At 63.7% G+C, this 25,169-nt stretch carries 24 protein-coding genes; 15 read left to right on the top strand and 9 right to left on the bottom strand.

All coding sequences use genetic code 11. The features are described from left to right. Positions 1–123: 123 nt before the first annotated feature. Complete coding sequence (locus AC1DXN_RS19405; RefSeq protein ID WP_477275326.1) at positions 124–993, bottom strand: LysR family transcriptional regulator; 870 nt, start codon at positions 991–993, stop codon at positions 124–126. Positions 994–1,227: 234 nt separating this feature from the next. Between AC1DXN_RS19405 and AC1DXN_RS19400 the strand changes: the two genes are divergently transcribed. The 3 genes from AC1DXN_RS19400 to AC1DXN_RS19390 all read left to right on the top strand — a co-directional run bounded on the left by AC1DXN_RS19400 (position 1,228) and on the right by AC1DXN_RS19390 (position 3,541). Then, on the top strand, positions 1,228–1,383 hold the full coding sequence (locus tag AC1DXN_RS19400; RefSeq protein ID WP_477275324.1) for a YjiS-like domain-containing protein: 156 nt from the start codon (positions 1,228–1,230) through the stop codon (positions 1,381–1,383). Between the two features lie 16 nt (positions 1,384–1,399). Beyond that, positions 1,400–2,383 carry an aldo/keto reductase gene (locus tag AC1DXN_RS19395; protein ID WP_477275322.1) on the top strand — a complete coding sequence of 328 codons (984 nt, stop codon included), beginning with the start codon at positions 1,400–1,402 and terminating at the stop codon, positions 2,381–2,383. A gap of 72 nt (positions 2,384–2,455) precedes the next feature. Continuing rightward, a complete protein-coding gene (locus AC1DXN_RS19390) occupies positions 2,456–3,541 on the top strand; it encodes a DUF930 domain-containing protein (protein WP_477275320.1) in 1,086 nt (361 codons plus the stop codon). A gap of 441 nt (positions 3,542–3,982) precedes the next feature. Here AC1DXN_RS19390 and AC1DXN_RS19385 read toward each other — a convergent pair whose 3' ends face one another. Both AC1DXN_RS19385 and AC1DXN_RS19380 read right to left on the bottom strand, forming a co-directional pair. After that, positions 3,983–5,236, bottom strand: a complete 1,254-nt coding sequence (locus AC1DXN_RS19385; protein WP_477275318.1) for a cytochrome P450 — start codon at positions 5,234–5,236, stop codon at positions 3,983–3,985. Between the two features lie 19 nt (positions 5,237–5,255). Next, positions 5,256–5,834, bottom strand: coding sequence for a GNAT family N-acetyltransferase (locus tag AC1DXN_RS19380; protein ID WP_477275316.1), 579 nt, complete (start codon positions 5,832–5,834; stop codon positions 5,256–5,258). Between the two features lie 184 nt (positions 5,835–6,018). On the opposite strand from AC1DXN_RS19380, the gene AC1DXN_RS19375 reads away from it, so the two are divergent. Next, positions 6,019–7,005, top strand: a complete 987-nt coding sequence (locus tag AC1DXN_RS19375; RefSeq protein WP_477275314.1) for a hypothetical protein — start codon at positions 6,019–6,021, stop codon at positions 7,003–7,005. Between the two features lie 112 nt (positions 7,006–7,117). Here AC1DXN_RS19375 and AC1DXN_RS19370 read toward each other — a convergent pair whose 3' ends face one another. Together AC1DXN_RS19370 and AC1DXN_RS19365 are read right to left on the bottom strand one after the other, a co-directional pair. Next, entirely contained in the window at positions 7,118–9,010 is a 1,893-nt protein-coding gene (locus AC1DXN_RS19370; protein ID WP_477244206.1) for an ABC transporter ATP-binding protein, read from the bottom strand. Further along, on the bottom strand, positions 9,010–10,872 hold the full coding sequence (locus AC1DXN_RS19365; protein WP_477275312.1) for an ABC transporter ATP-binding protein: 1,863 nt from the start codon (positions 10,870–10,872) through the stop codon (positions 9,010–9,012). Before AC1DXN_RS19365 ends, AC1DXN_RS19370 begins: the two co-directional genes overlap by 1 nt. Before the next feature lie 607 nt (positions 10,873–11,479). Here AC1DXN_RS19365 and AC1DXN_RS19360 point away from each other — a divergent pair. Beyond that, positions 11,480–12,523, top strand: a complete 1,044-nt coding sequence (locus tag AC1DXN_RS19360; protein ID WP_477244218.1) for a LacI family DNA-binding transcriptional regulator — start codon at positions 11,480–11,482, stop codon at positions 12,521–12,523. Positions 12,524–12,537: 14 nt separating this feature from the next. Here the strand turns inward: AC1DXN_RS19360 and AC1DXN_RS19355 are convergent, their stop codons facing one another. Together AC1DXN_RS19355 and AC1DXN_RS19350 are read right to left on the bottom strand one after the other, a co-directional pair. Beyond that, complete coding sequence (locus AC1DXN_RS19355; RefSeq protein ID WP_477275310.1) at positions 12,538–13,569, bottom strand: L-idonate 5-dehydrogenase; 1,032 nt, start codon at positions 13,567–13,569, stop codon at positions 12,538–12,540. Between the two features lie 14 nt (positions 13,570–13,583). Then, positions 13,584–14,504, bottom strand: coding sequence for a 2-hydroxyacid dehydrogenase (locus tag AC1DXN_RS19350; protein ID WP_477275397.1), 921 nt, complete (start codon positions 14,502–14,504; stop codon positions 13,584–13,586). Positions 14,505–14,678: 174 nt separating this feature from the next. Between AC1DXN_RS19350 and AC1DXN_RS19345 the strand changes: the two genes are divergently transcribed. The 9 genes from AC1DXN_RS19345 to AC1DXN_RS19305 all read left to right on the top strand — a co-directional run bounded on the left by AC1DXN_RS19345 (position 14,679) and on the right by AC1DXN_RS19305 (position 22,799). Continuing rightward, positions 14,679–15,416: an SDR family oxidoreductase gene (locus AC1DXN_RS19345; RefSeq protein ID WP_477275395.1), complete on the top strand. Its 738-nt coding sequence runs from the start codon at positions 14,679–14,681 to the stop codon at positions 15,414–15,416. Further along, positions 15,385–15,963, top strand: coding sequence for a gluconokinase (locus AC1DXN_RS19340; RefSeq protein WP_477275308.1), 579 nt, complete (start codon positions 15,385–15,387; stop codon positions 15,961–15,963). The genes AC1DXN_RS19345 and AC1DXN_RS19340 overlap by 32 nt, the downstream gene beginning before the upstream one ends. Next, entirely contained in the window at positions 15,960–16,844 is an 885-nt protein-coding gene (locus AC1DXN_RS19335; protein WP_477275306.1) for an NAD(P)-dependent oxidoreductase, read from the top strand. The genes AC1DXN_RS19340 and AC1DXN_RS19335 overlap by 4 nt, the downstream gene beginning before the upstream one ends. Positions 16,845–16,924: 80 nt before the next feature. Continuing rightward, complete coding sequence (locus AC1DXN_RS19330; protein ID WP_477275304.1) at positions 16,925–18,421, top strand: sugar ABC transporter ATP-binding protein; 1,497 nt, start codon at positions 16,925–16,927, stop codon at positions 18,419–18,421. 20 nt (positions 18,422–18,441) lie between these two features. Beyond that, positions 18,442–19,497, top strand: coding sequence for an ABC transporter permease (locus tag AC1DXN_RS19325; RefSeq protein ID WP_477275302.1), 1,056 nt, complete (start codon positions 18,442–18,444; stop codon positions 19,495–19,497). 28 nt (positions 19,498–19,525) lie between these two features. After that, entirely contained in the window at positions 19,526–20,461 is a 936-nt protein-coding gene (locus AC1DXN_RS19320) for an SMP-30/gluconolactonase/LRE family protein (RefSeq protein WP_477275300.1), read from the top strand. A gap of 65 nt (positions 20,462–20,526) precedes the next feature. Further along, a complete protein-coding gene (locus AC1DXN_RS19315; protein WP_477275298.1) occupies positions 20,527–21,642 on the top strand; it encodes an ABC transporter substrate-binding protein in 1,116 nt (371 codons plus the stop codon). A 78-nt stretch (positions 21,643–21,720) separates the two neighbouring features. Next, a complete protein-coding gene (locus AC1DXN_RS19310; protein WP_477275296.1) occupies positions 21,721–22,053 on the top strand; it encodes a hypothetical protein in 333 nt (110 codons plus the stop codon). Positions 22,054–22,139: 86 nt separating this feature from the next. After that, positions 22,140–22,799, top strand: coding sequence for a GntR family transcriptional regulator (locus AC1DXN_RS19305; protein WP_477275294.1), 660 nt, complete (start codon positions 22,140–22,142; stop codon positions 22,797–22,799). A 68-nt stretch (positions 22,800–22,867) separates the two neighbouring features. Here the strand turns inward: AC1DXN_RS19305 and ftsZ are convergent, their stop codons facing one another. Continuing rightward, complete coding sequence (gene ftsZ / locus AC1DXN_RS19300) at positions 22,868–23,869, bottom strand: cell division protein FtsZ (RefSeq protein ID WP_477244238.1); 1,002 nt, start codon at positions 23,867–23,869, stop codon at positions 22,868–22,870. A 272-nt stretch (positions 23,870–24,141) separates the two neighbouring features. Between ftsZ and AC1DXN_RS19295 the strand changes: the two genes are divergently transcribed. Then, the gene (locus AC1DXN_RS19295) at positions 24,142–24,381 is read left to right on the top strand and encodes a BrnA antitoxin family protein (protein WP_477275292.1); all 240 of its coding nucleotides are present in this window, start codon (positions 24,142–24,144) and stop codon (positions 24,379–24,381) included. A gap of 13 nt (positions 24,382–24,394) precedes the next feature. On the opposite strand, the gene AC1DXN_RS19290 is transcribed toward AC1DXN_RS19295, so the two are convergent. Next, complete coding sequence (locus tag AC1DXN_RS19290; protein WP_477275290.1) at positions 24,395–25,159, bottom strand: ABC transporter ATP-binding protein; 765 nt, start codon at positions 25,157–25,159, stop codon at positions 24,395–24,397. Positions 25,160–25,169 lie beyond the last annotated feature (10 nt).

Below are 25,169 nucleotides of genomic sequence, written 5' to 3'. Positions count from 1 at the left end.
TGGCCCGTACGGCCAAGGGCCAGTTGATGCTGCTCGACGATCTCTTCAAGTCCTTAGGCGTGACGCCTGACGCCTTTATGGATGCAGCGCGCGACGGCAGTGCTAGCATGCGACGCGTGGGACTTACCGGATCGGCGTCTCGCCGCGAAAGAGCGGCTGGTGCGCCCGCATCAAGCCGGCAATCCGGTTGGCTACCTTTCGCACCGCTGGGGCGTGACGTTCCTCGTGATGGGTGACGATCCATTGGTCGGTTTCGAGTTCGGGGATGGGCTGAGCGACGCGCACCAGCCGCGGATCGCTGTCGCCGACGAAGCACGGAAAGATCGAAAGGCCGGCGCCGGCTGCCACCAGCTCGCGCACCGAATGGGTGTTGTTGCCGCGCACGGCGATGCGGTCGCCGTGATGGGCTTGCAGCCAGCGCGCCGAGGCAATGTTTGCCCCTTCGCCGGTGACGCCGACGAACAGCCCGGCGGCGATGCCGTTGATAAGGTGGCGTCCGGAATAAAGGGCGTGGGCGACCTTGCCGCTCTGACGGCCGGCCAGCCATTGTTCGGTCGGGCGCTCGCTGCGGATGCCGATGTCGGCGGCACGGCGACCGATGTCGACCCGGTCGGTGGTGGTGAGGAACTCCACCCTTATGCCGTCATCGACCGTCCAGATCTCGCCGATGTGGGCAGAAATGAAGGCCGAGGTCCACGGCCCGGCCGAGACGCGGACAATGCGGTCGGGCAGGTTTCCTTCGCGCCAGCGGGTCAGCGACCGCATCGCAGCCTCGACGTCTTCGGCGCGCCGCAGCAGTTCTTCGCCGACCGGGGTCAGCTGGTAGCCGGTCTGCTGGCGTACGAACAGCGGTTCGCCGATCTGCTTTTCGAGCGCGGTGACGCGTCGTCCAAGGGTGGCTGCGCTAAGGCGCGTGGTTGCCGTCGCCGCGCTCAAGCCACCCAGCCGCGCAACGTCGAGAAACAACCTCAGATCGTCCCAGCCAATATCCATTTTTCAGAAATGAAAAACTCCTTGCGACCATGGCTGTAGCGCGAAGTGGGTATCACACGCAAGTATGCAGGCGTTGGAGGCATTGGACAATCCTGTCTGGCGGGACAGTGACAAGCGCCTCGACTGGCCAGCAAGCCAGCGCAATCCTTTCGATCACGCAAGCGCTTTTCGCAGATGTTTTGCGTTTTCAAGCAATCCATGCCGCGGGCATTTTCCGCGCCAAAGGAGACGATCATGCTGTACGACCTTCGACACCGTTTCGCCCGCTGGCTTGTCTACCGCCAGACGCTTGCGAGGCTGAGGCAGGCCTCGGACAGCACGCTGGCGGATGCCGGCATTTCTCGCGAAGAGATCCGCGCGCGTGCCCGCCACGCCAGCCTGCGCCGTTGAGACTATGGAGACGGCCATGCAGATGATGGAGCTTTGGGACGGCCGTTCGGTGCCGCGCATCGGGATCGGCACCTGGGCGGCGGGTGGCGCCGCGCGCTGGAATGATACAGCGACCATCTATGGCGAGGTCGACGACAGCAGGTCGCAAGCCGCGCTGGCAATGGCCTATGATATCGGTGCGCGGGTGTTCGACACGGCAGCCGCCTATGGCGCCGGCAATGCCGAGCTGATCCTCGGGCGGGCGTTGAAGGGCAGGGACGACGCCGTCATCGTCACCAAGGTCGGCTATTTCGGCGATCCCGAAACGCGCAAGATCGCTCCCGAGGATGCCTCCGCCGCGGCGATCCGCACATCGATCGACAATTCGCGGCAGCGCCTGCAGCGCGATCGTATCGACGTCGCGCTGCTGCATATCAACGAATATCCGATCGAGCGCGCCGGTGAGGTGTTCGATACGCTCGGCCTGTTGCGTCAGGAGGGCAAGATCGGCGGCTTCGGCTGGAGCACCGATCACCACGAACGGCTTGCCACCTACGCGCAGCGCGAGGGTTTCGTCGCCGTAGAGAACGACTTCAACGTGTTTACCCCGGCGAACGAACTGATGGCCGTTGCGGCGCGCGCGAACCTCATCTCGTTCAGCCGGCTGCCGCTGGCAATGGGACTGCTCACCGGCAAATACACGCCGGCCATGAAGCTGCCTGCCGATGACGTGCGCGGCGGGAATGCCGAATGGATGGTGTTCTTCAGGGAAGGCGCCGCCAACCCGCACTATCTGTCAAGGCTAGCGGCAATCCGCGACCTGCTCACCTCAGGCGGACGCACGCTTGCGCAGGGCGCGCTCGGCTGGATCCTCGCCAGGTCGGCGATCGCCTTGCCGGTTCCCGGCTTCACGCGGCCCGAGCAGGTCGAGGATAATCTCGGTGCGCTGGAAAAAGGGCCGCTGCCGGCAGCGGTGATGGCCGAGATCGACGGTGTGCTGAATGGTGCCGAGACCGCCTGAAGCGGCGGCTAAATTGCGCCAATCCGGTGGCCATGCTTGATGCCGCCGCACTTTCACGCCACATCGTGAGGGATGAAGGACGAGACAGTTGAGCGGCGTCGGACTTTGCTGTGGGCCTTGCCCGCATCGCTGATCCTGCATGCGCTCGTCACCGCGTTCCTGGTCTACGGCCTGCCTAGTACTCCCCAGAAGCCGCAGGACGAGCAAGCGGTCAATGTCGAACTCGTGCCTCCACCGGATCAGCCAAAACCGAAACCTGTTCCGACGCCGTCTCCAAAGAAACCCGAGGCCGAAAAGCCGCCGGAACCGAAAGTTGAAAAACCGCCCGAGCAAAAGGCTGAAAAGCCGCCTGCGCCGGAAAACCCGTCGAAAATCGAGGTTCTGAAGCCGGTTTTTCAGTTCGGCGACAAGGACACCGGCCCCAGGAAATCCCTGGATGGGGCCAGCGCTCAAGACAACGCGCCGCCGCCGGCCAAGGATGACGATTCGAAGCCGCCTGTCGTGCCGAAGGATGCAGAGACAAAAGCGGCCGCGTCGCCAGACTCCGGGGAGTCAGCCAAGGTTGACCAGAAGCCGGCAGCCGCGGCGAAGGACATCGAACCTACGCAGGACGCCGCCGCGCCGGCCACGCCGTTGACTGCTGCCGGCGGCGATGGTGAGATCGAGCTTCCCGCGTTGGCCCAGGCGCCGAAGGCCAGACCAGAAAATGTGCCGAAATCTGCAAAGGTCTCCAAGCCTGTAAACGCTAATGCCAGGACACCAGGCTCCACGGACGTGGCCACCGCCCGGGCGTATTCGGGTCTTCCAGGCGTCCGCAAGCTGTACTCGAAAGGCGCCACCGGCGATGCGCTCGCCACGACCTCAATGGCAGACGTGCCGCGCGATGAGCGGGCAGGCGAACTTTGCGCCAGCGTCCTGCAGCAGGAGCTGCTGGACGCCTCTTATATCCCCTACAAGGTGCCAGTTTTTCTGCTGAAGGTGGGCAATATCATCGCCCAGCCGAATGCTCATTTTCGCACGCCAACAACATGGTACGATCTGAGCCTCCGATGCGAGGTCGACACCAATGCGACGAAGGTCTTGTCTTTCGCCTACCGTGTCGGAGCGGCCAGCTCGCCCGAGGAAAGCGCCCGCCTTGAACAGTCTCTTCCCCATTAGCTAGAGCGTTCCGGCGGAACAGTTTTCAAGCAAAAGCGACGCTGATCGTTCCGTGCGGACCGAAATCGGCAACGATACTGTCGCCGTGGCGCGCTTCGACCCGGGCGCACGAATGGGCGCCGGACGCTGCTTGCTATCAGTCCGGCCGGACTGGCGCTGATCGAGGAGCTGTCGCCCGAGTGCGCCGCCATCTATGCGGCGATCGAGCAACGCTACGGCGCGGAGCAGCAGGAGCGCCTGCTTGATCTTCTCGAAAGCCTGATCCAATCGGAGTCGACTTCGGATTAGTCTTGCTCGCCCGCCGCTGGCAGACAAGCAGCGCCGGGATCTTCGGAGACGCTGCATATGGCGGTCGTGGTGAAACCGTCGCGACCCGCCGGACCACCCGAGGTGACGATGTTGACGCCGCGAACGCCCTGCGGGCGAAGATCGCGGAGATCGTCAGGTCGCTCGATCCGGCGATCCTCGAGCAGACGCGTCAGTTTCGCCAGCGCGATTGAGAATCAGCGGCACGGCGCTCATGCCGTAAAACGTCAGCGACGGGCGGCGTTTGGCATTGGCGGCATCGAGCCGCCAGCCGGGGGCGCGGGTGAATAGCGCCTCGATCATCGCCGCGATCTCGATGCGGGCGACATGCTGGCCGAGGCAGACATGCAGGCCAGTGCCGAAGGTCATCGACAAGGCCGCCGAGCGGGTGAGGTCCAGCCGATCACCGTCCGCGAAGACGGCATCGTCGCGGTTGCCGCTGCCGAGCACCGGTACCACACCCTCGCCGGCCTTGATCCTGATTTCGCCGAGGTCGATGTCTTCCGCCGCGATGCGGGTGGCCGCGTAGTGGATGGAGGCGCCATAACGCAGCAGTTCGGTGGCGGCGGTGTTCCAGTCGACGGCGCGGCGGTCGAGCAGGGCGCGCTGCTCGGGGAAACGGTCCAGCGCCACTATGGCGTTACCGAGCGCGTCGACGACGGTTTCCTGTCCGGCAAACAGCAGGAAGACGACGTTGGCCACCATGTCCTCGCGCGACCAGCGGCCTTCCGTCACTTCCCGCACCATGCCGGCGACCATTCCATCCGGTCGGAAGGCTTGCCGCGCCAGCCGCTCCTCGACAAAGGCCTGGCATTCGCCACAGGCTTCGGCGCTGGCTGCTGCCGGCTGCTCCTTTCGCAGGTCGAAGGCGCTCGCCATGCGACGGGTCAGTGATTTCAGCGCCCATGGGTCCTCGATCTCGAGCCCAAGAATTTCCTGCAGCAGCCAGAAGGACACCGGCACTGCGAGGCCGGCGACGGTGTCAATGCTGCCGTCATCCAGCGCCTGGTCGACCAGGTCGCGGCTGAGCGCGCGCAGGCCCCGCGACAACGTCTCGACCGCCGGCCGGGAGAGGTAGCCGGCAACCGGCCGGCGCAGTCCACCATGGTGCGGCGGATCGGCGAGCAGCAAAGACCGGGTGAGCAGCGCCATCGGCGCCTGGTCGACAAGCTTGCGGCGGACCTCCTCGTACGTGCCGGGCGGCGCCTGCAGCAGAGCGGGATGCTTCAGCACGCCCGACACCAGTTCATGGCTGAAGACATAATACGCGCCGGCAATTTCGGGATAGGGCGCCATGCCGCGCGCGATGCCGCCGGCCGCGCGCATGCGGGCAAAATGCGGAAACGGATCGTCGCCGAGCACGAAGGGATCGAAGAAAGGAACCGTCATGGCGCGGGCGGCTCGTATGTCATTTCTTGAGATCCTTGGCTGAAATGACCCGGAAACCGCCTGATGCAGCGTCGTGCGGGAAGAAATCCGGCATGACGTAGAGAAACTCGCATTCGAGGACGCGGTAGTGCAGACGCAGCAGCGGATCGCGGATGATCTCTTCCAGCGGCGGCCGTATGCCGGTCTCGTTCCAGCGATCGATGGTGGCGCGGAACCGCGAGTCGGCCTTGACCTTGTCGTCGTCGTCGCCCGATGAGCCGGCATAGGCCGAGCAGCGGCCATCGCCGATCAGCCAGCGTGCGCCGAGGCGGCGGCCATAGTGCTCCATCTCCTTCAGCAGCCGGGTCGCCGTGTTGCCGCCGCGGTGGCTGGGGCGGACGCAGAGATTGTAGGCATAGAGGGCGTACACCGGCTCGCTGCGCGGCAGCGACGCAAAGGCGTCGAAATTTGCCGGGAAATCAGCGCGCACCAGCGGGTCCTGGCTGGTTTCGGTGAAGCAAAGCGTGCCGGCAAGCACATTGCCGTCGATCGCCCCGAGCATGGCGGCGGATGGTCGCTTCGCTGGCCTGCAACGGAGCGGCCCAGGCGGCAGCCTCAAGCTCCATCAGCAGCGGCATATCGTTCATGCCCAGCTGGCGGACGGGAAGCGCAGTGCTCTCGAAGTTCATCTCTCGGCTGTCTCGACTCAAGACGCGCTATAGGGGGCACCGCCGCTTTTTGCTAGTCACCACAATCCCCGTTTGCGATTGTAGACGAAAAAGTGGATCCGAATGATATTCTATGTGACGCATAGAAAGCACGCCTATACCCATGCGGTCGTGCTTCTCTATCACCGGACTGACCTGCAAGCGTCATTCCGGCTGGTGCGCTATGAGGATGCCGGGCTGCTGCGCGGCGTTGACGCGGGTGTGGTGATCTGGTCGGACATGGACCGGCTGACCGCCGACGAGATAGAGCGGGCTGCCAGCCTCAGCGCAGACCTGGCACGTGAAACGAGCCTGACACAGCTGAACCACCCGAGCGCCAGCTTGCAGCGCTTCGATCTGCTGCGCATGCTGCACGACGATGGCAGCAACGCTTTTCGCGTCTTCAGGCCGCAGCAGCTGAGCGACACGATACGCTATCCCGTCTTCATCCGCGACGAGGTGGGGGCGCTCTACGAGGAGCCGCCGCTGCTGCACGACCGACCGGCGCTGGACAAAGCGCTCGCAGAACTGGACGGCAGCAGGTTGGTGCGGCCGATGGTGGTGGAGATGATCGGCACGGCTGGTCCGGACGGTTATTTCAGGAAATTCGCCGCCTTTCGCGTCGGCACTACGATCTACGCCCAGCATTGCGCCATGTCGAAATCGTGGTTCGTCAAGAATTCTGCCGAGGGGCTGCTGCCGGCACATTTCGACGAGATCAGGGCCTACATTGCCGCCAATCCGCATGCCGGCCAGGTGATGCAGGTCTTCGAAAAAGCCCGCATGCACTATGGACGGGTCGACTACGCGCTGGCGGATGGCAAGCTGCTGGTGTTCGAGATCAACAGCAACCCGACCGTGCTCAGCGACCCGCCGACGCCGTTCGCCACCTATGACCCGCAGCGCTTCGCCGACCGCCACGCCGATGCGCTGCTCGCACTGCCGCAGGCGACCGCGCCGGACACGCTGCCCGCGATCGACGCCGCCAATCGAGCGGTCCTGGCCAAATTGCGCCGCCGCTATCAATTCAAGCGGCTGAAGCTCGTGCTGCTGAAAGTCTTCAAGCGAGTTCAGGGAAAATAATCCTTCCCCAGCACAGCCAAGCGTTTCTCGCCAGCCAGGCACCGGACCAACGGGGAACGGAAGCCTTCGATGGCGAACGCATGACGAGGTGACCGTCGACGACCGGATCCAATCACGTCGCTTTGCCGACCGCGGCGTCCAGCTCCATCTCGCTGTCTGAGATGTCGTCGAACGAGGCGTAGTTCATGTTGTAGAGGCGGGCGTAGAGGCCTTTTCCTGCCATCAATTGCTCGTGGCTTCCGCTTTCGACGATCTCGCCATTCTGCAGGACGATGATGCGGTCGGCGCCGCGGATGGTGGCCAGGCGGTGGGCGATGACGAGCCCGGTGCGGCCTTCCAGCAGCGTGACCAGCGCCTTCTGGATCAGCATCTCGGTGTAGGAATCGATGCTGGCTGTGGCTTCGTCGAGCACAAGAATCTTGGCGTCGGCGACCAGTGCGCGTGCGAAGCTGATCAGCTGGCGCTGGCCGAGCGAGAGATTGCCGCCGCGCTGCTCGAGTTCGGTGTCGTAGCTGTCGGGCAGTTGCTCGATGAAGTCGTGCGCGCCGACAGCCTGTGCGGCACGGACCACCTCTTCGCGGCTGGCGCCGGTCTTGTGGTAGCGAATGTTTTCCAGCACCGAGCCCGAGAACAGGAACGGCTCCTGCAGGACCATGGCCACCTGATCGCCGAGCGAATCCTGGGTGAGGTCACGCACATCATGGCCGCCGACCAGGACCTGACCCGACCAGACATCGTAGAAGCGGTGCACCAGCGCCATGGAACTGGACTTGCCCGACCCGGTCGGACCGACCAGCGCGACAGTCTCGCCCGGATTGACGCGGAAGGAGATGTTCTTCAGCACCGGCAGGTTCTGCCGGTAGCCGAAGGTTACGTTCCTGAACTCGACCGAGCCGTCCATGTCGCGCGACAGCGCGAAGGCATCGTCCTTGTCGCTGACATCTATCGGCACGTCGAGCACTTCGGAGATGCGCTGGCCAGAGGCCATGGCGCGCTGCATGACGCTGTACTGCATGGTGAGCGAGCGGATCGGGTCGAAGAAGCGCTGGATGTAGAACAGGAACGCCACCATGACGCCGATGTCGAGGTTTTGCGAAAGCACCATAGAACCGCCGACAACGATGACCGTCGCCATGGCGACGCCGGTCAGCGTGTCGACTATCGGCACCATCACTTGCGCGTATCTGGCCGACCGCAGATGGGCATTGAGATTGGCCAGCACCTTTTCGTCGTAGAGGTCGAAATTGACGTGCTGGCGTTCGAGGCTCTGCACGGTGCGCACGCCATGGATGCCTTCGGCCAGCGCGCCGTTGGCAATGGAGTTGGTTTCGTGCGCGGCCATGAAGGCGACCTTGGCGCGCGGCAGCCAGAACAGGCGCACGATGAACAGCACCGGCATGGTCGACAGCGTCAGCAGGCCGAGCCGGAAATCCAGCCAGAGCAGGACGCTGACGATGCCGAACAACAGCACGATGTCGCCCACCGACATCACCGATGTCTCGAGGAATTCCTGCATCGAATTGACGTCACCTTGCAGGCGCGACATCAGCCGTCCCACTTCGGTCTTGTCCATGAAGCTCAACGAGACAAGCTGCAGGTGACTGAACATGGCGCGGCGCAGGTCGGACAGCACATTTTCGGCGACCTTGCCGACGACGCTTTCCTGCACATAGGAGGCGGCATAGTTGACCAGGATGACGGCCGCGAAAGCGCCGATCGCAGAGTTCATCACCGACCGGTCGAACCTGCCCTCCGTCATGCCGTGGTCGATGGCGTAGCGGATGATCAGCGGGATCGCCAGCTGCGTCAGCGTGAACACCAGCACTGCGGCGACCGAGATGAAAATTCGGCCCTGGTACGGTTTCACGAAGCTCCAGATGCGCCTGATAATGCGCGGATCGTAGGCTTTGCCGAAGACCTCTTCCTCGTCGCGGTGCGAGCCGACGACGGCCTTTGTCGGCCGTCCGCTGGTGTCGTCCTTCTCGTCGTCGTTCTGTGTCGACATCATGCGGCTCCCAGCGCCACCGGCCGGTCGTCTTCCGGCCGCAGCTGCAGGTCGTAAAGCGCGCGATAGCGTCCGCCGAGTGCCAGCAGCTCGTCATGCGTGCCGCGCTCGACGATCCGGCCGTTCTCGACGAAGAGGATCTGGTCGGCATGGATCAGCGAACTCAGCCGGTGCGAGATGATGAGCGTGACGCGGTCCTTGGCGAAGCGCTTCATCGCCGTCCTGATGCGCTGCTCGGTGCCGGCATCGATGGCCGCGGTGGAATCGTCGAAGACCAGCACCGATGGCCGCAGCATCAGGCTGCGCGCGATGGTCAGGCGCTGGCGCTGGCCACCGGAAAGCGAGGCGCCGCGTTCGCCGACGACCGTGGTGTAGCCGGCGGGAAGTCCGATGATGTAGTTGTGCAACTGGGCAAACTCGGCTGCCTGCCCGATGCGGGTTTCGCGCGCCCAGGGATTGCCATAGGCGATGTTGTTTTCGATCGAGGTGGTGAACAGGAACGCGTCCTGCTGCACGACGCCGACGGCCTTGCGCAGCGATTGCAGCGTCACCGCACGGATGTCCTGGCCGTCGATGGTGATCGAGCCCGACGTCACATCGTAGAAGCGCGGGATCAGATGGGCGATGGTCGACTTGCCGCTGCCCGGCGGGCCGATAATGCCGATGGTCTCGCCGGACCTGGCCTCGAAGGAAATGCCGGACAGTGTCTGCCGCTCGCCCGCGCCCGCGTAGCGGAAGCCGACATTGTCGAAGCGCAGCACGCCGTCAGTGATGACGAGGTCCCTGGCGTCAGGTGCGTCCTTGATGTCGAGCTCGGCGTCGAGCAGTTCGAACAGCCGGGTGCCGCAGGTCGAGGCGCGCGCAAACGAATTGACCATCAGGCCGAGCTGGCGCACCGGCATCTGCAGGATGGTCATGAAAGTGAGGAACTGGGCCAGCGTGCCAACGCTGATCTCACCTGCAATCACCTTCTGGCCGCCGAACCACAGCACCAGGCCCATGGCGGCGAGGAACGAGAAATTCATGGCGCTGGTGTTGGAGACGCGAATGTCGACACGCTGATTGGCAAGCTCCAGCGCCGACCGCTTGGCGCGGTCGAATTTTTCCAGCTCGTGTTTCTGCGCCGCAAAGGCCCGCACGACGCGGATGCCGCCGAGATTCTCGTCCATCACCCGGCTCAGCACCGACAGGCGCTCCTGCAGCGTCAGCCAGGTGCTGCGCAAGGCCAGTTGAGTGACCGAGGAGCGCCAGGCGACGAACGGCACGAAACTCAGGCTGAGCAACCCGAGCTCAAGGTCGGTGCTGATCAAGAGGTACGAGCCGACGCCGATCAGCACACCGAGCAGGACTACGCGCAATATGCCGGTGGAAAAGAACATGCGCACGCCGTCGAGATCGAGCAGCCCAAGCGTGATGAGATCGCCGGTATGGACCTTGTCATGGAAGGAGAAGCTCAGGCGCTGGATCTTCTCATAGAAAGCCAGGCGCAGCTCATAGCCGGTGCGATGGCCGACGGCCTCGCCATAGTAGTTCTGCGCCATGGTGAAGAGGCCGCGCAGGATGCTGACGACGAGCAGCGTGAGCGCCGTGTTCCACAGCGCGTGCTCGGCCGCCACGCCGGCACCGGTAGCGATCACGCCTTGCGCCTGATCGATGGCGCGCCCCAGCAGGCGCGGAATGAAAAGCTGCAGCGTCGCGGCGATGAAGGTCGAGACGATGGTGATGGCAACTTGCCAGGGATGGCGAAGCGTCATGCGGGCAATACGCAGCAAGGTGCTGAGGCCCTTGCCCCATGACGCCTCCGCCACATGGGCAAACGATTTGCCGCGCTTCGGCGCGCCGCTGGCCGCATCCGTATTCAAGGAAAATATCCAGACCCGCCCGGGGTTTAGCCCGGACTAATGAAGCAGACTCAATGTGAGCGGTTAATTCGGCGCGATGTTACGCGTGTCCGGCTTGACCGTTCAAGAGCCAATGACGGCCTCGCACTGTGCCTGAAAGGAACTGCTGCTGTGAGTGTTCAGGGTGCCGGTGATCGCTCATGAACCTTGGCCGTGGCGCCAGCATGCGATCAGATGGCCGGCTGCGCCCTCTCTAGAGGGTGGCTCTGCCTTTCTGCAGTCAGGCAGCACCAAGGGCACCGATCCGCGAAAGAGCATCCGCCATTCGCGATATCGGCCGCCGCGGTGTCGACTTGGGCGGACATTTTCGGCTCGGCCAGGGTCGGAACCGATCGCTATTTCTGCGCCATACGCGATGGCCTTGGTGGGTGATAGCTCCACCCTAAAATCCGAGGTTTAACGTGACTTGACACGGGTTGTTGCCAGCCTTTCGTGATATCGATAACATGTCCAACCTGATCCGATTCCACGAGGTGTGGTGCATGAACGAGGCCGGACGCCAGAGGGACCTTGTGCTCGATAGTCTGGCGTTTGCCTGGAGCAGACCAGCGCCATCAGGGGGAGCGGAATGATGGCCAAGGCTGCCACATCGAGGCCGGGCGAAAGCCACACGCCGACAATGGTCGACGTGGCGCTGCGCGCTGGTGTGTCGACCATGACGGTGTCGCGCGCCTTGAAGGAAGGCAGCCGCGTCTCCAAGGCGACGCGCGAAAAGATCATGGCCGCGGTCAACGACCTCGGCTACGTGCTCGACCAATCGGCCGGCAGCCTGTCCTCGCGCAAGACAGGGTTCGTCGCGGCGATCGTTCCCTCGATCAACAATTCCAACTTCGCCGACACCGCACGCGGCATTACTGACGAGCTAGAGAGCACCGGGCTTCAGCTTTTGCTCGGCTACACCGATTACACGGCTGAGAAGGAAGAACAGCTGATCGAGGCGATGCTGCGCCGGCGGCCGGAAGGCATCATCCTGACCGGCGGCGCGCATACCGACCGCGCTCGCCGCCTTCTGAAAAGCGCCGGCATTCCCGTGGTCGAAACCTGGGAGTTGCCGGCCAAGCCGATTGATCAGGTGGTCGGGTTTTCCAACGAAGAGGCGATGGGACTGCTGGTCAAGACGCTGGCTAAAAAGGGCTACCGGAAGTTCGGTTACATCGGCGGGACGACCTCGCGCGATACGCGCGGCAGCCAGCGGCGCGAAGGCTTCGTCAGGGCCATCGAGGAACTCGGCTTGCCCACAGGCCGCCTCGTTTCCTTCGGCGTGCCGCCGATCTCCATCGAGCAGGGCGGCCAGGCCGTCGTCAGCATGCTGGAACGCTGGCCGGACACGCAAGCCGTGCTTTGCGTCTCGGACCTCTCGGCCTTCGGCGCGCTGATGGAATGCAAGCGCCGGGGCATGCAGGTGCCGCAGGACATCGCCATTGCCGGTTTTGGCGACTATGAGGTCGCCGCCTTTTGCCACCCCGGCATCACCACCGTGAATGTCGACTGCTACGGCATCGGGCAACAGGCTGCACGAAGATTGATCCAAGTGATCCGTGGCGACGAGAAACGGCACGGCCAGGAAATCGTCCTGACCAGCTATCGCGTCGTCGAGCGGGAAAGCACTTGACGTGCCGTGTCGCTTCAGAAAGCGATCTGGACCTTCATCGACTTGTTGCGGTCACCGGCGATCTCGAAAGCCGCAACCGCCTCGTCGAGCGGATAGATGCCGGATAGCAGCGGTTTGACATCCACCCGACGGCGGTTGATCAGGTCGACGGCGAGCGCGAACTCGTCGTGGAAGCGGAAGCTGCCGCGCATCTCGATTTCCTTGGCGACGATCAGGTTCTGCGGGATCGACACGTCGCCGCCGAGGCCGAGCTGCATCAGCACGCCGCGCGGCTTCAGAACATCGAGGCCGGACCGCACAGCGCGTTCGTTGCCGGAAGCCTCGAACATCACGTCGAAACTGCCCTTGTCGACATTGTAGGCGGCGAGTTTTTCGCCGTTGGTCGCGACATTGATGGTTTGGTCGGCGCCGATCTCCAGGGCCTTTGCCAGCACGCCGTCCATGACATCGGTGGCGACGATTTCGCGCGCGCCATGGGCTCTGGCGGCGAGGATGCAAAGCGCGCCGATCGGCCCGCAGCCGGTGATCAGAACGCGCTTGTCGAGCAGCGAGCCGGCGCGATTCATGGCATGCAGCGTCACCGCAAAAGGCTCGGCGAAGGCGGCTTCGTTGATGGAGACGTGGTCGGCTATTCTGTGGCACTGCCACGCCTCGGCGACCAGGCGCTGGCGGAACGCGCCCTGGATGTGCGGCATCGGCATGGCGCTGCCGTAGAAGCGCATGTTCAGGCACTGGTTCTGCATGCCTTGCAAGCAGTAGCGGCAGGCATTGCAGGGGCGGCTGGGCGAGATGGCGACGCGATCGCCGATGGCAAGCGCAGAAACGCCGCCGCCGATGGCCTTCACCGTGCCGGCAACCTCGTGGCCGAGGATCATCGGCTCGCGCAGGCGGATCGTGCCGAAACCGCCATGATTGTAATAGTGCAGGTCCGAGCCGCAGATGCCGCCGGCTTCGACTGCTATCTCCACTCGTCCGTCGCCGAGGACGCCCGTATCGGTCTCCTCGATCCTCAAATCTTTTGCCGCGTGGATGACGATCGACTTCATAAGGTGATCCTCTCTCAGACGACCGGCGTCAGCAAGGTCCGTCCGCTGAAATGGGCCTCGAGGTTGTCGCGAACGAGCTGACCCATGGCCTTGCGGGTCTCCACCGTGCCGCTGCCGTGGTGCGGTTGCAGCACGACGTTGGATAGTTTTGCGAAGCGCTCGTCGATCCCCGGCTCGTTCCAGAACACGTCGAGCCCGGCGCCCTTGATGGCGCCGGATTCCAGCGCGGCGAGCAGCGCCGTTTCGTCGACGGTGCTGCCACGCGCGATGTTGATCAGGATGCCATCCGGCCCGAGCGCTGCCAGAACCTCTGCATTGACGATGTTCCTGGTGCCTTCGCCACCGGCCAGCGTCACGATCAGGAACTCGCTCTGGCGTGCCAGGTCGACCAGATCGCTGACGAAGTCGTAAGGAAGGTCGTCGCGCTTTCGGGTGCCGAAATAGGCGATCTCGCAGTCGAAGGCAGAAGCGCGCCGGGCCACCGCCTTGCCGATGCGGCCCATGCCGACAATGCCCAGCCTCTTTCCGTAAACGCGCGTAACCAGCGGCATGTTGGCCTTGCGCCAACTGCCATCACGGACATAGGCATCGGCTTGCGGAATCATGCGCGCCACCGCGAGCAGCAGCCCGATGCCGATATCGGCCACGTCCTCGGTCAGCACGTCAGGCGTGTTGGTGACGCGGATGCTGTTTTCCCTCGCATAGGCAAGGTCGATGGCGTCGGTGCCCATGCCGTAGCAGGAAACGATTTCGAGCTTCGGCAGCTTTGCCATCAGCGCGGCACTGGCGCCAAGTTCGCCGCGCGTCGCGATGGCGCGGATGGCATTGGCATGGCTTGAGATCAAGCCGTCCTTGTCGTCAGCCTGCCAAAGCTTGTGGACGCGATATTTCGCTTCGAGGTCTGCCATGTCCCAGTCCGGATAGGGGCCGGTCATCAATATGTCGGTCACGGCATCGTCTCCTCGCCAAGTGAATTTTTTCCATTGACTATGTTATCGATAACATTCATGTCAATAGGCACTGGCGGCGGCGCGGCGGAAATCGTATCCCGCTTCAGGGACATTCCTCGGGAGGAGCACTTGAGCAGTTCGTTGTTCGATTTGACCGGCATGCGGGCGCTGGTCACCGGTTCGGGGCAGGGGATCGGCCTGGCGCTGGCGGAGGGGTTGGCGCAGCATGGCGCCGAAATCGTGCTCAATGGCCGCAGCGCCGAAAAAGTCAAAGCAGCCACGGATGCGCTGGCGGCGAAGGGATACAAGGCCCATAGCGCCGTCTTCGACGTCACCGATCACGCGGCAGTGGCGAATGGCGTTGCCGAGATCGAGGCGACGATCGGCGCTATCGACATCCTCATCAACAATGCCGGCATGCAGTTCCGCATGCCGCTCGAGGATTTTCCCGCCGACAAATGGGACGAGCTGCTGCGCACCAACATTTCGAGCGTGTTCTTCGTCGGCCAGGCGGTGGCGCGGCACATGATCCCGCGCAAGCGCGGCAAGATCATCAACATCGCTTCGGTGCAAAGCGAGTTGGCGCGCACCAACATCGCGCCCTATACGGCCACGAAAGGCGCGGTGCGCAACCTGACGCGCGGCATGTGCGCCGACTGGGCCAAGCATGGCTTGCAAGTCAATTCCATCGCGCCGGGCTATTTCAAGACACCGCTCAACCAGGCGCTGGTCGACAATCCCGAATTTTCAGCCTGGCTGACCAACCGCACGCCGGCGGGACGCTGGGGCGACGTCGGCGAATTGGTCGGCGCGGCGGTGTTTCTGGCCGGACCGGCCTCATCCTTTGTCAATGGACACACGCTCTATGTCGACGGCGGCATCACGACCTGTCTTTGAACCCGCGCTCATCGTCGTCATGGGCGTCAGCGGCTGCGGCAAGACCAAAGTTGGCGTCGAGATCGCCGCGCGGCTTGGTATCGCCTTCGTCGAAGGCGATACGCTGCATCCGCGCGGCAATGTCGAGAAAATGTCGCGGGGCATACCGCTCACCGACGACGACCGCTGGCCCTGGCTTGATCTGGTCGGCGCGGCCTTGCGCCAAGCGCGTGAGGAAAGCCGCGGGCTCGTCGTCTCTTGCTCGGCGCTGAAGCAATCCTATCGCGATCGCCTTCGTCATGCGACGGGCGGACCGCTGTTTTTCGTATTCCTGGAGGGGTCGCGCTCGCTGCTGCAAGCCAGGCTCGCCGCGCGCCGCGACCACTTCTTCCCACCGGCCTTGCTCGACAGCCAGTTCGCGGCGCTGGAACATCCCGGCGACGAAAAGCTGGTGGTGACCGTTGATATCGACGCCACAGTCGACAGCATCGCCGATGCGGCGTTGCAAGGCCTGGGCGCCTTTGGGGTCGGCCCCGCCAGGATCAAGGAAAGAGGCTCGTTGAGATGACGCAAGCTGCAAAAGTCGCCGTTGTCGGCGCCGGCATCATGGGATCGGCGATCGCCACCCGGTTGATCGAGGCCAGGCAGGCGGTCACCGTGTTCGATCTCGACAAGGCCAAGGTTGCTGCCCTGACCGCCAAGGGTGCTGCTGCCGCAGCGTCGGTCGCCGAGGCGACGCGCGCCAGCGACTTCGTCATTCTCAGCCTCAACCATGCCGATATCGTGCGTTCGGTGGTGTTCGGCGACAACGGTGTCGCTGCTGCGGCATCTCCCGAAAAGCTGCTGATCGACATGTCGTCGATCGACCCGGCCGACACCGCCAAGATGGCGAAAAAGCTCTCGGCCGAGACCGGCATGAAATGGCTCGACTGCCCGCTTTCGGGCGGCGTTCCCGGCGCGCTGGCCGGCCGGCTGACCGTCATGGCGGGCGGTGACGCCGCAGACTTCGAACAGGCGCGCACAGTCATGCAGCATCTCTGCGCCAACTACACGCTGATGGGGCCAAGCGGGGCAGGGCAGACGACCAAGCTGATCAACCAGCTGTTCTGCGCGGTGCTGTTCCAGGCCGTCGCCGAAGCCGTGAAACTCGCCGAAGCCGGTGGCGTCGATCCGAAGGCTATTCCGGCGGCGCTGAGGGGCGGGCGCGCCGATTCCAGCATTCTGCAGGAGTTCATGGCAAAGTTCGCCGCCCGCGATTTTTCGGCCACCGGCCGTATCGACAACATGCTGAAGGATCTGGATTCGCTGCAGGCCTTTGCGCTGAAAACCAAGACGCCGATGCCGATGACAGGGCAGGTGGTCGAGATCCACCGCCTGCTTTGCGCCGCCGGCCTCGGACCGAAGGATTCGGCCGAGATGATGCGCCTGCTCGACGGCAAGACCAGCTAAGCGGAGAGCCCTGATTTTGTCGCTTGACGCTCAGAAATGTTATCGATAACATCATTTGGCGATCTTGGGAGGAACGCTCTGTGTCTGAAGAAAAACTGATCGAGTTCAAGTCGATTACCAAGGAGTTCGGCGGCACCCGCGCGCTCTCCGACGTGTCGCTCGATCTGCACAAGGGCGAGATCCTGGCACTGCTCGGCGAGAATGGCGCCGGCAAGTCGACGCTGATCAAGACGCTCGCCGGCATCTATCGTCCCGATGGCGGCAGCATCCTGTTTCGCGGCGAGCCCTATCATCATCGCCCGCCGCGGCCGAACCAGCGCCAGTCCGTCGCTTTCATTCACCAAGATCTCGGTCTGATCGAATGGATGACGGTCGGCGAAAATGTCGGCCTCGCGCAGGGATTTTCGCTGCGCTCCGGTCTCATCGACTGGCGTTCCACCGAAAAGCGGGCGCACGAGGCGCTGAAGCTGGTCGGCTGCGATTTCGATCCGACGACGCGCATCCAGGATTTGACCCGCACCGAAAAATCACTGGTCGCCATCGCCCGCGCTCTGGCCACCGAGGCCGATGTGCTGGTGCTCGACGAGCCGACCGCCAGTCTTCCGGCCGACGAGGTCGACCGCCTGTTCGACGCCATCCGCCCGCTCAAGCAGCGCGGCGTCGGCATGATCTATGTCTCGCATCGCCTCGATGAAATTTTCCGCATCGCCGACCGTGTCGCCGTGCTGCGCGACGGCAGGCTGGTCGGCCAGAAGAAGGTCGCCGAGACCAAGCCGGACGAGCTGGTCGAGATGATCGTCGGCCGTCCGGTAAGCCAGGTTTTCAGCAAGGCTGAGACGCAGGCCGGCGAGACGGTGTGCGCTGTTCGCGACCTGGTCTGCGCCGGCGCCGGGCCGGTGTCGTTTGACGTGCGCAAGGGTGAACTGCTCGGCCTGGTCGGCTTGCGCGGCGCCGGGCAGGAACTAGTCGGCCGGGCGCTGTTCGGCTGCCAGGCCTTTTCCGGCTCGGTGACGATCAACGGTGTTGCGCCCGACCTGTCGAGCCCGATCGCGGCGATGTCGGCCGGCGTCGGCCTCATCGCCCGCGACCGGACCGAGGAATCCATCGCGGCCTCCTTGTCGATCCGCGAGAACAGCTTTCTCAATCCGGGCGCCGGCAAGCGCGGCCTGTTCTCCTTTCTGGCGCCGCATAAGGAGGCTGCGCTGGCGCAAGTTATCGGCGGCTCGGTCGGGTTGCGCCCCAACGATCCGAACCTGCCGATCGAGGCGCTTTCGGGCGGCAACCAGCAAAAGGTGGTCGTCGGGCGCTGGCTCCACACCGGCCGCACCTTGCTGATCGCCGAAGATCCGACCGCAGGCGTCGATGTCGGCGCCAAGGCCGAGATCTACCGGCTGATCGGCCGCGCGCTTGAAGCCGGTCTCGCCGTCGTCGTGGTGTCGACCGATTTCGAGGAGATCGCGCATATCTGCCATCGCGCGCTGGTGTTTTCGCGCGGACAGATCGTGCGCGAACTCACCGGCAACGACCTGACCACATCCGCCGTGATCATTGCGGCATCGGCTTCCGAAGCCGCCTGATTTTTCTGGGAGCAAAGCCCATGCAATCGATCGAATCCAGCGCACTCGAACCGACCCGCGGTGAAATGACGGGTTTGCCGTTGGGGCAGAAGATCATCCGGCTGCTGCCGGTCTACGGACTGGTGATCCTGACGGCGCTGCTGATCCTTCTGTTTTCGATTCTGCTGCCGAACACCTTCCCGACGCTGCTCAATTTGCGCTCGATCATCTCCGACAAGGCGATCATCGCGCTGCTGTCGCTGGCGGCGATGATCCCGATGGCGTCCGGTCGCATCGACCTCACCGTCGGCTACGGCATCGTGCTGTGGCACATCCTTGCCATCAGCCTGCAGACCATGTTCGGCGTTCCGTGGCCGCTGGCGGTGATCATCGTGCTGCTGCTTGGCGCTGCAACCGGCTTCCTCAACGGACTGCTGGTGGAAGTCGCCCGCATCGACTCTTTCATCGCCACGCTCGGCACCGGCACCGTGCTCTATGCTCTCGCACTCTGGCACACTGGCGGCCGGCAAGTGGTTGGCGTGCTGCCCAACGGGTTCTACGCGCTCAATGGCACGATGGTGTTCGGTTTGCCGATCACCGGCCTCTATGTGTTGGCGATCGCCGTCGCGCTGTGGATCATTCTCGAATATCTGCCGATCGGCCGCTACGTCTATGCCATCGGCGCCAATCCGAAGGCCGCGGCGCTGAACGGTATTCCGGTGCGCCGCTTCGTCATCGGCGCCTTCATCTCGTCGGGTTTCCTGACGGCGCTGACAGGCGTGCTGCTTGCCTCCAAGCTGCGCATCGGCCAGGCCAGCGTCGGTCTGGAATATCTGCTGCCGGCGCTCGTCGGCGCCTTTCTCGGTTCGACCACCATCAAGCCCGGACGCGTCAATGTCTGGGGCACGATGACCGGCGTCATCATCCTGGCGGTCGGCATTTCCGGCATCCAGCAGTTCGGCGGTTCGTTCTTCGTCGAGCCGCTGTTCAACGGCGTGACGCTGCTCGTCGCCATCGGCATCGCCGGCTACGCCCAGCGCAAGCGCGGCGCCGCGCACAGGGCCAGGACCAAGCCTGTAGCGCAGTCCTCGAAGTGATCAGCCGAACCCATCCGGGAACAATGGAATGAGCGACTACGAGATTCTGGACGATCGCTTCCGAAAGCTGACGATCGGGCATGCCAAGCTCGAACGGCTGTGGACCGGCAGCCGCTGGGCCGAAGGGCCGGTCTATGTTCCCTCAGCAAAGCATCTGCTGTGGTCGGATATCCCCAACGACCGGCTGCTGCGCTACGACGAAAGCGACGGCTCGGTCAGTGTCTTCGAAACCCCTTGCAACAACCAGAACGGTCACACGCTCGATGGCGAAGGCCGCGTCGTCGCCTGCGAGCATCGCGGCCGGCGCGTCTCCCGGCTCGAACATGATGGACGCTGGCGGCCGCTTGTCGAAACCATCGACGGCAAGCGGTTCAATTCGCCGAACGATGTGGTGGTCAAATCCGATGGGACGATCTGGTTCACCGACCCGGTCTACGGCATCGACAGCCATTATGAAGGCATGATTGCCCGGCCGGAGATCGGCGCGTCTTATGTCTACCGGTTCGACGAAGCAACAGGCGAGGTGGCTGCGGTTATCACCGATATGGTGCAGCCGAACGGGCTGGCTTTTTCACCCGACGAGAAAATCCTCTACGTGTCGGATACCGGCGCAAGCCATGTTCAGGGCCTGCCGCGGGCGATCAAGACCTATGATGTCGCCGCGGATGGCCGCTCGCTGCGCTCGCGCGGCACGCTGGCCGAATGCGAGGCAGGATTCTTCGACGGGTTCCGCGTCGATCGCGATGGCAACATCTGGGCCTCCAGCGCCGATGCGGTTCGCGTCTACGCGCCGGACGGGACGCTGATCGGGCGCATCCTGGTTCCCGAAATCGTCTCCAATTTGTGCTTCGGCGGTCCGAAGCGCAACCGCCTCTACATCACCGCCCAGACGTCGCTCTATTCCATCTATGTCAACGCGCATCCTGCCGGTTTGGGCCCGGTGGCTGGGCACATCAGCCAGTGACCTGGCGCCCGAAGTCGAGTTCCGGAAGACCAGAATATTTTTTTGAAACCAAGGGAGGTACCAACATGCAACGCAGAACATTCCTGAAATCATCCGTCGCCTTGATGGCCATGACCATCGCTGCTCCAGTCCTGTTCGCCGGCCAGGCACGGGCGGACGCGATGGCCGACGCCATGGCGGTGGTCGAAAAATACGCCCAGAAAGTCACGGCATGGGACGGCCCGACCACCGGTCCGAAGGCGCAGCCGGGCAAGACGATCGTCGTGCTCGCCGGCGACCTCAAGAACGGCGGCATTCTGGGCGTCACCACCGGCGTCGAGGAAGCGGCCAAGGCGATCGGCTGGGAGGTCAAGGTGATCGACGGCGCCGGCTCGATCGGCGGCCGCACCGCCGCCTTCGGCCAGGCCATGGCACTGAAGCCGAATGGCATCGTCATCAACGGCTTCGACGCCGTGGAGCAGGCGCCGGCGCTGGAACAGGCGAAGGCCGCCGGCATCCCGCTGGTTTCCTGGCATGCCGGGCCGGTGATCGGGCCCGATGAAAAGAGCGGCGTCTTCGCCAACGTCTCGACCGACGCCATGCAGGTCTCCACGGCTGCCGCCGACTGGGCCTATGCCGATGCCAAGGGCAAGCCCGGCGTCGTCATCTTCACCGATTCGACCTATGCCATCGCCATCGCCAAGGCCGACAAGATGAAGGCGGAGATCGAGCGGCTGGGCGGAAAGGTGCTCGAATATGTCGACACGCCGATTGCCGAGACCTCGCAGCGCATGCCGCAGCTCACTACCTCGCTGCTGCAGAAATACGGCGATGCCTGGACGCATTCGCTGGCGATCAACGACCTCTATTTCGACTTCATGGGACCCTCGCTGGCCGCGGCCGGCAAGGCCGGCACCGACGCGCCGATCAACGTCGCCGCCGGCGACGGCTCGGAATCGGCCTATCAGCGCATCCGCGCCGGCCAGTTCCAGAAGGTGACGGTCGCCGAACCACTCAACCTGCAGGGCTGGCAATTGGTCGACGAGCTGAACCGCGCCATCGCCGGTGAAAAATGGTCGGGCTATCTGTCGCCGCTGCATGTGGTGACGGCCGACAATGTCGAGTTCGACGGCGGCCCGAAGAATGCCTTCGACCCCGAAAATGGGTACCGCGACCAGTACAAAAAAATCTGGGGCAAATAGACAAGCACGGAGCCGGGCGCATCACCCGATGCGCCCGCAACAGACGTCTCAAGCGCACAAAGCCAGGAAAGCCTCGCCATGATCATTCGCTACGCCCTCTTCGAAGGTGAAATCCATCCCGGACAAGAGGGCGAATTCCGGCGCTTCGTCAGGGACAGGCTGGTGCCGCTGTGGACACAGTTTCCCGGCGCCGAGGAAGTGCGCGTTCTCGACGGCACGGCGCGCGACGAAGGTGCGCCCGCCTACGCGATGGCGCTGGCCATTCGCTATCCCGACATGGACGCCTGCAACCGGGCGCTTCAATCCGACGTAAGATTTCAAAGCCGGGAGGTGACCGGTGAACTGCTGAAGATGTTCACCGGTCGCGTGCATCACCACGTTTTCGAGGCCAACGAATACGCGCCCGTCTGATCAGGGACGGCCAGTATCATCATTAATTGCCGGATGCCCGTCACTGCGGCTAAAGTGGCCGGCCGAGACGGCGCGAGGACGTGATGATGCTCAACGTGGCAGACTATGGCGGCAAGGAAGCCGATGTCGTGCGCGCGCTGGAAGAAGACATCATCTTCGGCCAGCTTGAGCCCGGCGCGCGGCTGGTCGAGGATGTGCTGCTGTCCCGGTTTCCGGTGTCGCGCCACACCATTCGCCAGGCGCTCTACCAGCTCGAAAAGCTCGGCGTCGTTACCCGCGAGCGCAACAAGGGTGCGATGGTAAGGCGGCTGACCCCTGACGAGGTGCGGCAGATCTACGAAGTGCGCGAACTGCTGCAGCGCCAGGCGGCGCTGATGATCCCGCTGCCGGCAAGCCAGTCATTGATCGACGAGTTGGTGGAGATCAACCGGGTCTACAACGCCCATGTCGACGCTCACTATCTGCGAGGGATCCACGAGGCCAATGACCGCTTTCACATGACCATTTTCTCGGCCTGCGGCAACGACTATCTGGTGTCGTCGATCGACCACTATATGCGGCTCAGCCTGCCGATTCGGGCCAATTCGCTGGCCGACCGCGAGAAACTGGAAGTGTCGCGCCAGCATCACGGGTTCATGATCGAAGCGCTGAAGCGGAAGGACAACTGGGTTCTGGCCCAGCTTTGCGTCGACCATCTGCAACCCAGCAAGATCTACTACCTCGAGGAAGTCGAGAAGGCGGGATAGTGAACGCAGCCGCTAGCGGCAGCCGCGAATGCCGGGCCGAGGCCCATGGTCGAGTGGCGTCGTTCAGTTCACGCGAATTTCTGATCCGCCAGCAGCGGCATTTCAACCGCGCGCCGCAATCCCGTCGCGACCACCGACACCCTGAATTTGCCGGCCAGTGCGCGGTCGAATATGGCGCCGACGATGATGTCGGCGTCGGCGTCAACTTCCTCGCGGATGCGAGTGGCGGCCTCGTCGACCTCGAACAATGTCATGTCCATGCCGCCCGAGATCGAGACCAGCACGCCCTTGGCGCCGATCATCGAGGCTTCATCGAGAAGCGGGTTGGCGATCGCCGCTTCGGCAGCCCGCTTGGCGCGGCCTTCGCCCGTGGCTTCGCCGGTGCCCATCATGGCGCGGCCCATGTCGCGCATCACCGACTTCACATCGGCAAAATCGAGATTGATCAGGCCTTCCTTGACGATGAGGTCGGTGATGCAGCCAACGCCCGAATAGAGGACGCGGTCGGCCATGACGAAAGCGTCGGCGAATGTGGTCTTGGCATCGACGATCCTGAACAGGTTCTGGTTAGGGATGACAATCACCGTATCGGCGCATTCGCGAAGCCGCTCGATGCCCTCTTCGGCCGATTGCATCCGGCGTTTGCCTTCGAAGGTAAACGGCTTGGTGACGACGGCTACGGTCAGAATCCCCGCTGCCCGCGCGGCCTGCGCGATGACAGGCGCGGCACCGGTTCCGGTCCCACCGCCCATGCCGGCGGTGACGAAACACATATGCGTTCCCGCCAGGTGGTCCATGATTTCGTCGATCGATTCCACGGCTGCGGCGCGGCCGACCTCGGGCAGGGACCCGGCACCCAGACCTTCGGTGATGTGAGCACCCAACTGGATCAGCCGCGATGCCTTCGACATGGTCAGCGCTTGGGCATCGGTGTTGGCGACGATGAATTCCGCGCCCTGCAGGCCCTCGGAAATCATGTTGTTGATGGCGTTGCCGCCGCCGCCGCCGACGCCGACAACCGTTATCTTCGGCCTCATCTCGGAGATTTCCGGCCTGGTCGCGGTGTTCATTGCCGTTTCTCCCTGGGAAAGCGGTGGTCGACATAATCGTTGCCGGCACCCGCACGAAAACTTGGTCGCAAGGGATGCCAGAATCAGGCTCGTGGCCATGCCACAGGGAATCAGAACGCGGAGTCTGCGGCAAGATGCAATGCACGTTGCTGATGTCACACGGAAGGTGAATTCTGTGGTTTTGCCGGTGAAATGAACGACAATCTCGCGCCACATGGGTTATCGTGGCGCATTCGTGCACCGTCAAAGTCGTCTTCACCCGGGGTCAATCCATGGCAAATCCACCGCGCCGATCGACAAATCCGATGGAGGCCGCCGAAGCCGCCTTCAGGCCGATCAAGAAGCCGGCGGCGCCGGTTCGTGAAGCGTCAGTCGCGCCCAATGTCAGGGAGCTCGTTTCGATCAGGATAGACCGGGCGGTGCTGGATTATTTCCAGGAGGATGGGCCCGGCTGGCAGGATCGCATCAACGACGCGTTGCGGCAGGCCATTGCCGGCAAGCCGATCGTCTAGCTCGTCTGCTCGGTCAGTGCAGGCCGAACTCGCGCAGCAGCTCTTCGCGATAGCGCACGAACCGGCTTTCGCTGCGGTCGCGCGGGCGGGGCAGGTCGACATCGATCAATCGTGCCGCGCCGCCTTTCTCCTTGGGCAGGATCAGCACCCGGTCGGCGAGATAGATCGCCTCTTCCAGATCATGGGTGACCATGACCATGGTGACGTTCTCCTCGCTCCAGATGCGGGCCAGTTCCTCCTGCATGCCGATCTTGGTCATGGCGTCGAGCGCCCCCAGCGGTTCATCGAGCAAAAGGATTTCGGGTTGCACCGTCAGCGCCCGGGCAATGCCGACGCGCTGCGCCATGCCGCCGGAAAGCTGCCTCGGCCAAGCGTCGGCGAATTCGGCGAGGCCGACGAGCGCGATGTAGAAGCGGGCTCTTTCCTCGGCGTCAGCCTTGGTCACGCCGCGCACTTCGAGGCCGAAGGCGACATTGCCGAGCACGGTCAGCCAGGGCAGCAGGCGCGGTTCCTGGAAGATCACGGCGCGCTCGGCGCCGACGCCGTGGACCGGCTTGCCGTCGATGGCGACGCCGCCGCTGTCGGCGGCCTCCAGCCCGGCGAGAATGCGCAGCAGCGTGGTCTTGCCCGAGCCGCTGGCGCCGACGATGACCAGGCATTCACCGGAGCGGACGTCGAGGCTGAGCGTCCTCAGCACGGCAAGCTGACGCCCGCCCAGCGTGAAGGATTTGGAGAGGTCACGGATCGAGACCTCTCCGCCGCGGTTGGTGCCCGTCATTTCCAGCTCC

Source organism: Mesorhizobium sp. P2_H9 (assembly GCF_056403215.1).
This window is presented reverse-complemented; position numbering and strand designations above follow the sequence as displayed.

Bases quoted from the DNA above. Each gene is read 5' to 3' on its own strand.
- AC1DXN_RS19385 (WP_477275318.1), bottom strand. From the start codon at position 5,236: ATGACGGTTCCTTTCTTCGATCCCTTCGTGCTCGGCGACGATCCGTTT.
- AC1DXN_RS19325 (WP_477275302.1), top strand. From the start codon at position 18,442: ATGCAATCGATCGAATCCAGCGCACTCGAACCGACCCGCGGTGAAATG.
- AC1DXN_RS19305 (WP_477275294.1), top strand. From the start codon at position 22,140: ATGCTCAACGTGGCAGACTATGGCGGCAAGGAAGCCGATGTCGTGCGC.
- AC1DXN_RS19345 (WP_477275395.1), top strand. From the start codon at position 14,679: ATGCGGGCGCTGGTCACCGGTTCGGGGCAGGGGATCGGCCTGGCGCTG.
- AC1DXN_RS19290 (WP_477275290.1), bottom strand. From the start codon at position 25,159: ATGACGGGCACCAACCGCGGCGGAGAGGTCTCGATCCGTGACCTCTCC.
- AC1DXN_RS19335 (WP_477275306.1), top strand. From the start codon at position 15,960: ATGACGCAAGCTGCAAAAGTCGCCGTTGTCGGCGCCGGCATCATGGGA.
- AC1DXN_RS19320 (WP_477275300.1), top strand. From the start codon at position 19,526: ATGAGCGACTACGAGATTCTGGACGATCGCTTCCGAAAGCTGACGATC.
- AC1DXN_RS19350 (WP_477275397.1), bottom strand. From the start codon at position 14,504: ATGACCGGCCCCTATCCGGACTGGGACATGGCAGACCTCGAAGCGAAA.
- AC1DXN_RS19370 (WP_477244206.1), bottom strand. From the start codon at position 9,010: ATGTCGACACAGAACGACGACGAGAAGGACGACACCAGCGGACGGCCG.
- AC1DXN_RS19390 (WP_477275320.1), top strand. From the start codon at position 2,456: ATGAAGGACGAGACAGTTGAGCGGCGTCGGACTTTGCTGTGGGCCTTG.
- AC1DXN_RS19395 (WP_477275322.1), top strand. From the start codon at position 1,400: ATGCAGATGATGGAGCTTTGGGACGGCCGTTCGGTGCCGCGCATCGGG.
- AC1DXN_RS19355 (WP_477275310.1), bottom strand. From the start codon at position 13,569: ATGAAGTCGATCGTCATCCACGCGGCAAAAGATTTGAGGATCGAGGAG.
- AC1DXN_RS19315 (WP_477275298.1), top strand. From the start codon at position 20,527: ATGCAACGCAGAACATTCCTGAAATCATCCGTCGCCTTGATGGCCATG.
- AC1DXN_RS19360 (WP_477244218.1), top strand. From the start codon at position 11,480: ATGATGGCCAAGGCTGCCACATCGAGGCCGGGCGAAAGCCACACGCCG.
- AC1DXN_RS19405 (WP_477275326.1), bottom strand. From the start codon at position 993: ATGGATATTGGCTGGGACGATCTGAGGTTGTTTCTCGACGTTGCGCGG.
- AC1DXN_RS19295 (WP_477275292.1), top strand. From the start codon at position 24,142: ATGGCAAATCCACCGCGCCGATCGACAAATCCGATGGAGGCCGCCGAA.
- AC1DXN_RS19310 (WP_477275296.1), top strand. From the start codon at position 21,721: ATGATCATTCGCTACGCCCTCTTCGAAGGTGAAATCCATCCCGGACAA.
- AC1DXN_RS19340 (WP_477275308.1), top strand. From the start codon at position 15,385: ATGTCGACGGCGGCATCACGACCTGTCTTTGAACCCGCGCTCATCGTC.
- ftsZ (WP_477244238.1), bottom strand. From the start codon at position 23,869: ATGAACACCGCGACCAGGCCGGAAATCTCCGAGATGAGGCCGAAGATA.
- AC1DXN_RS19400 (WP_477275324.1), top strand. From the start codon at position 1,228: ATGCTGTACGACCTTCGACACCGTTTCGCCCGCTGGCTTGTCTACCGC.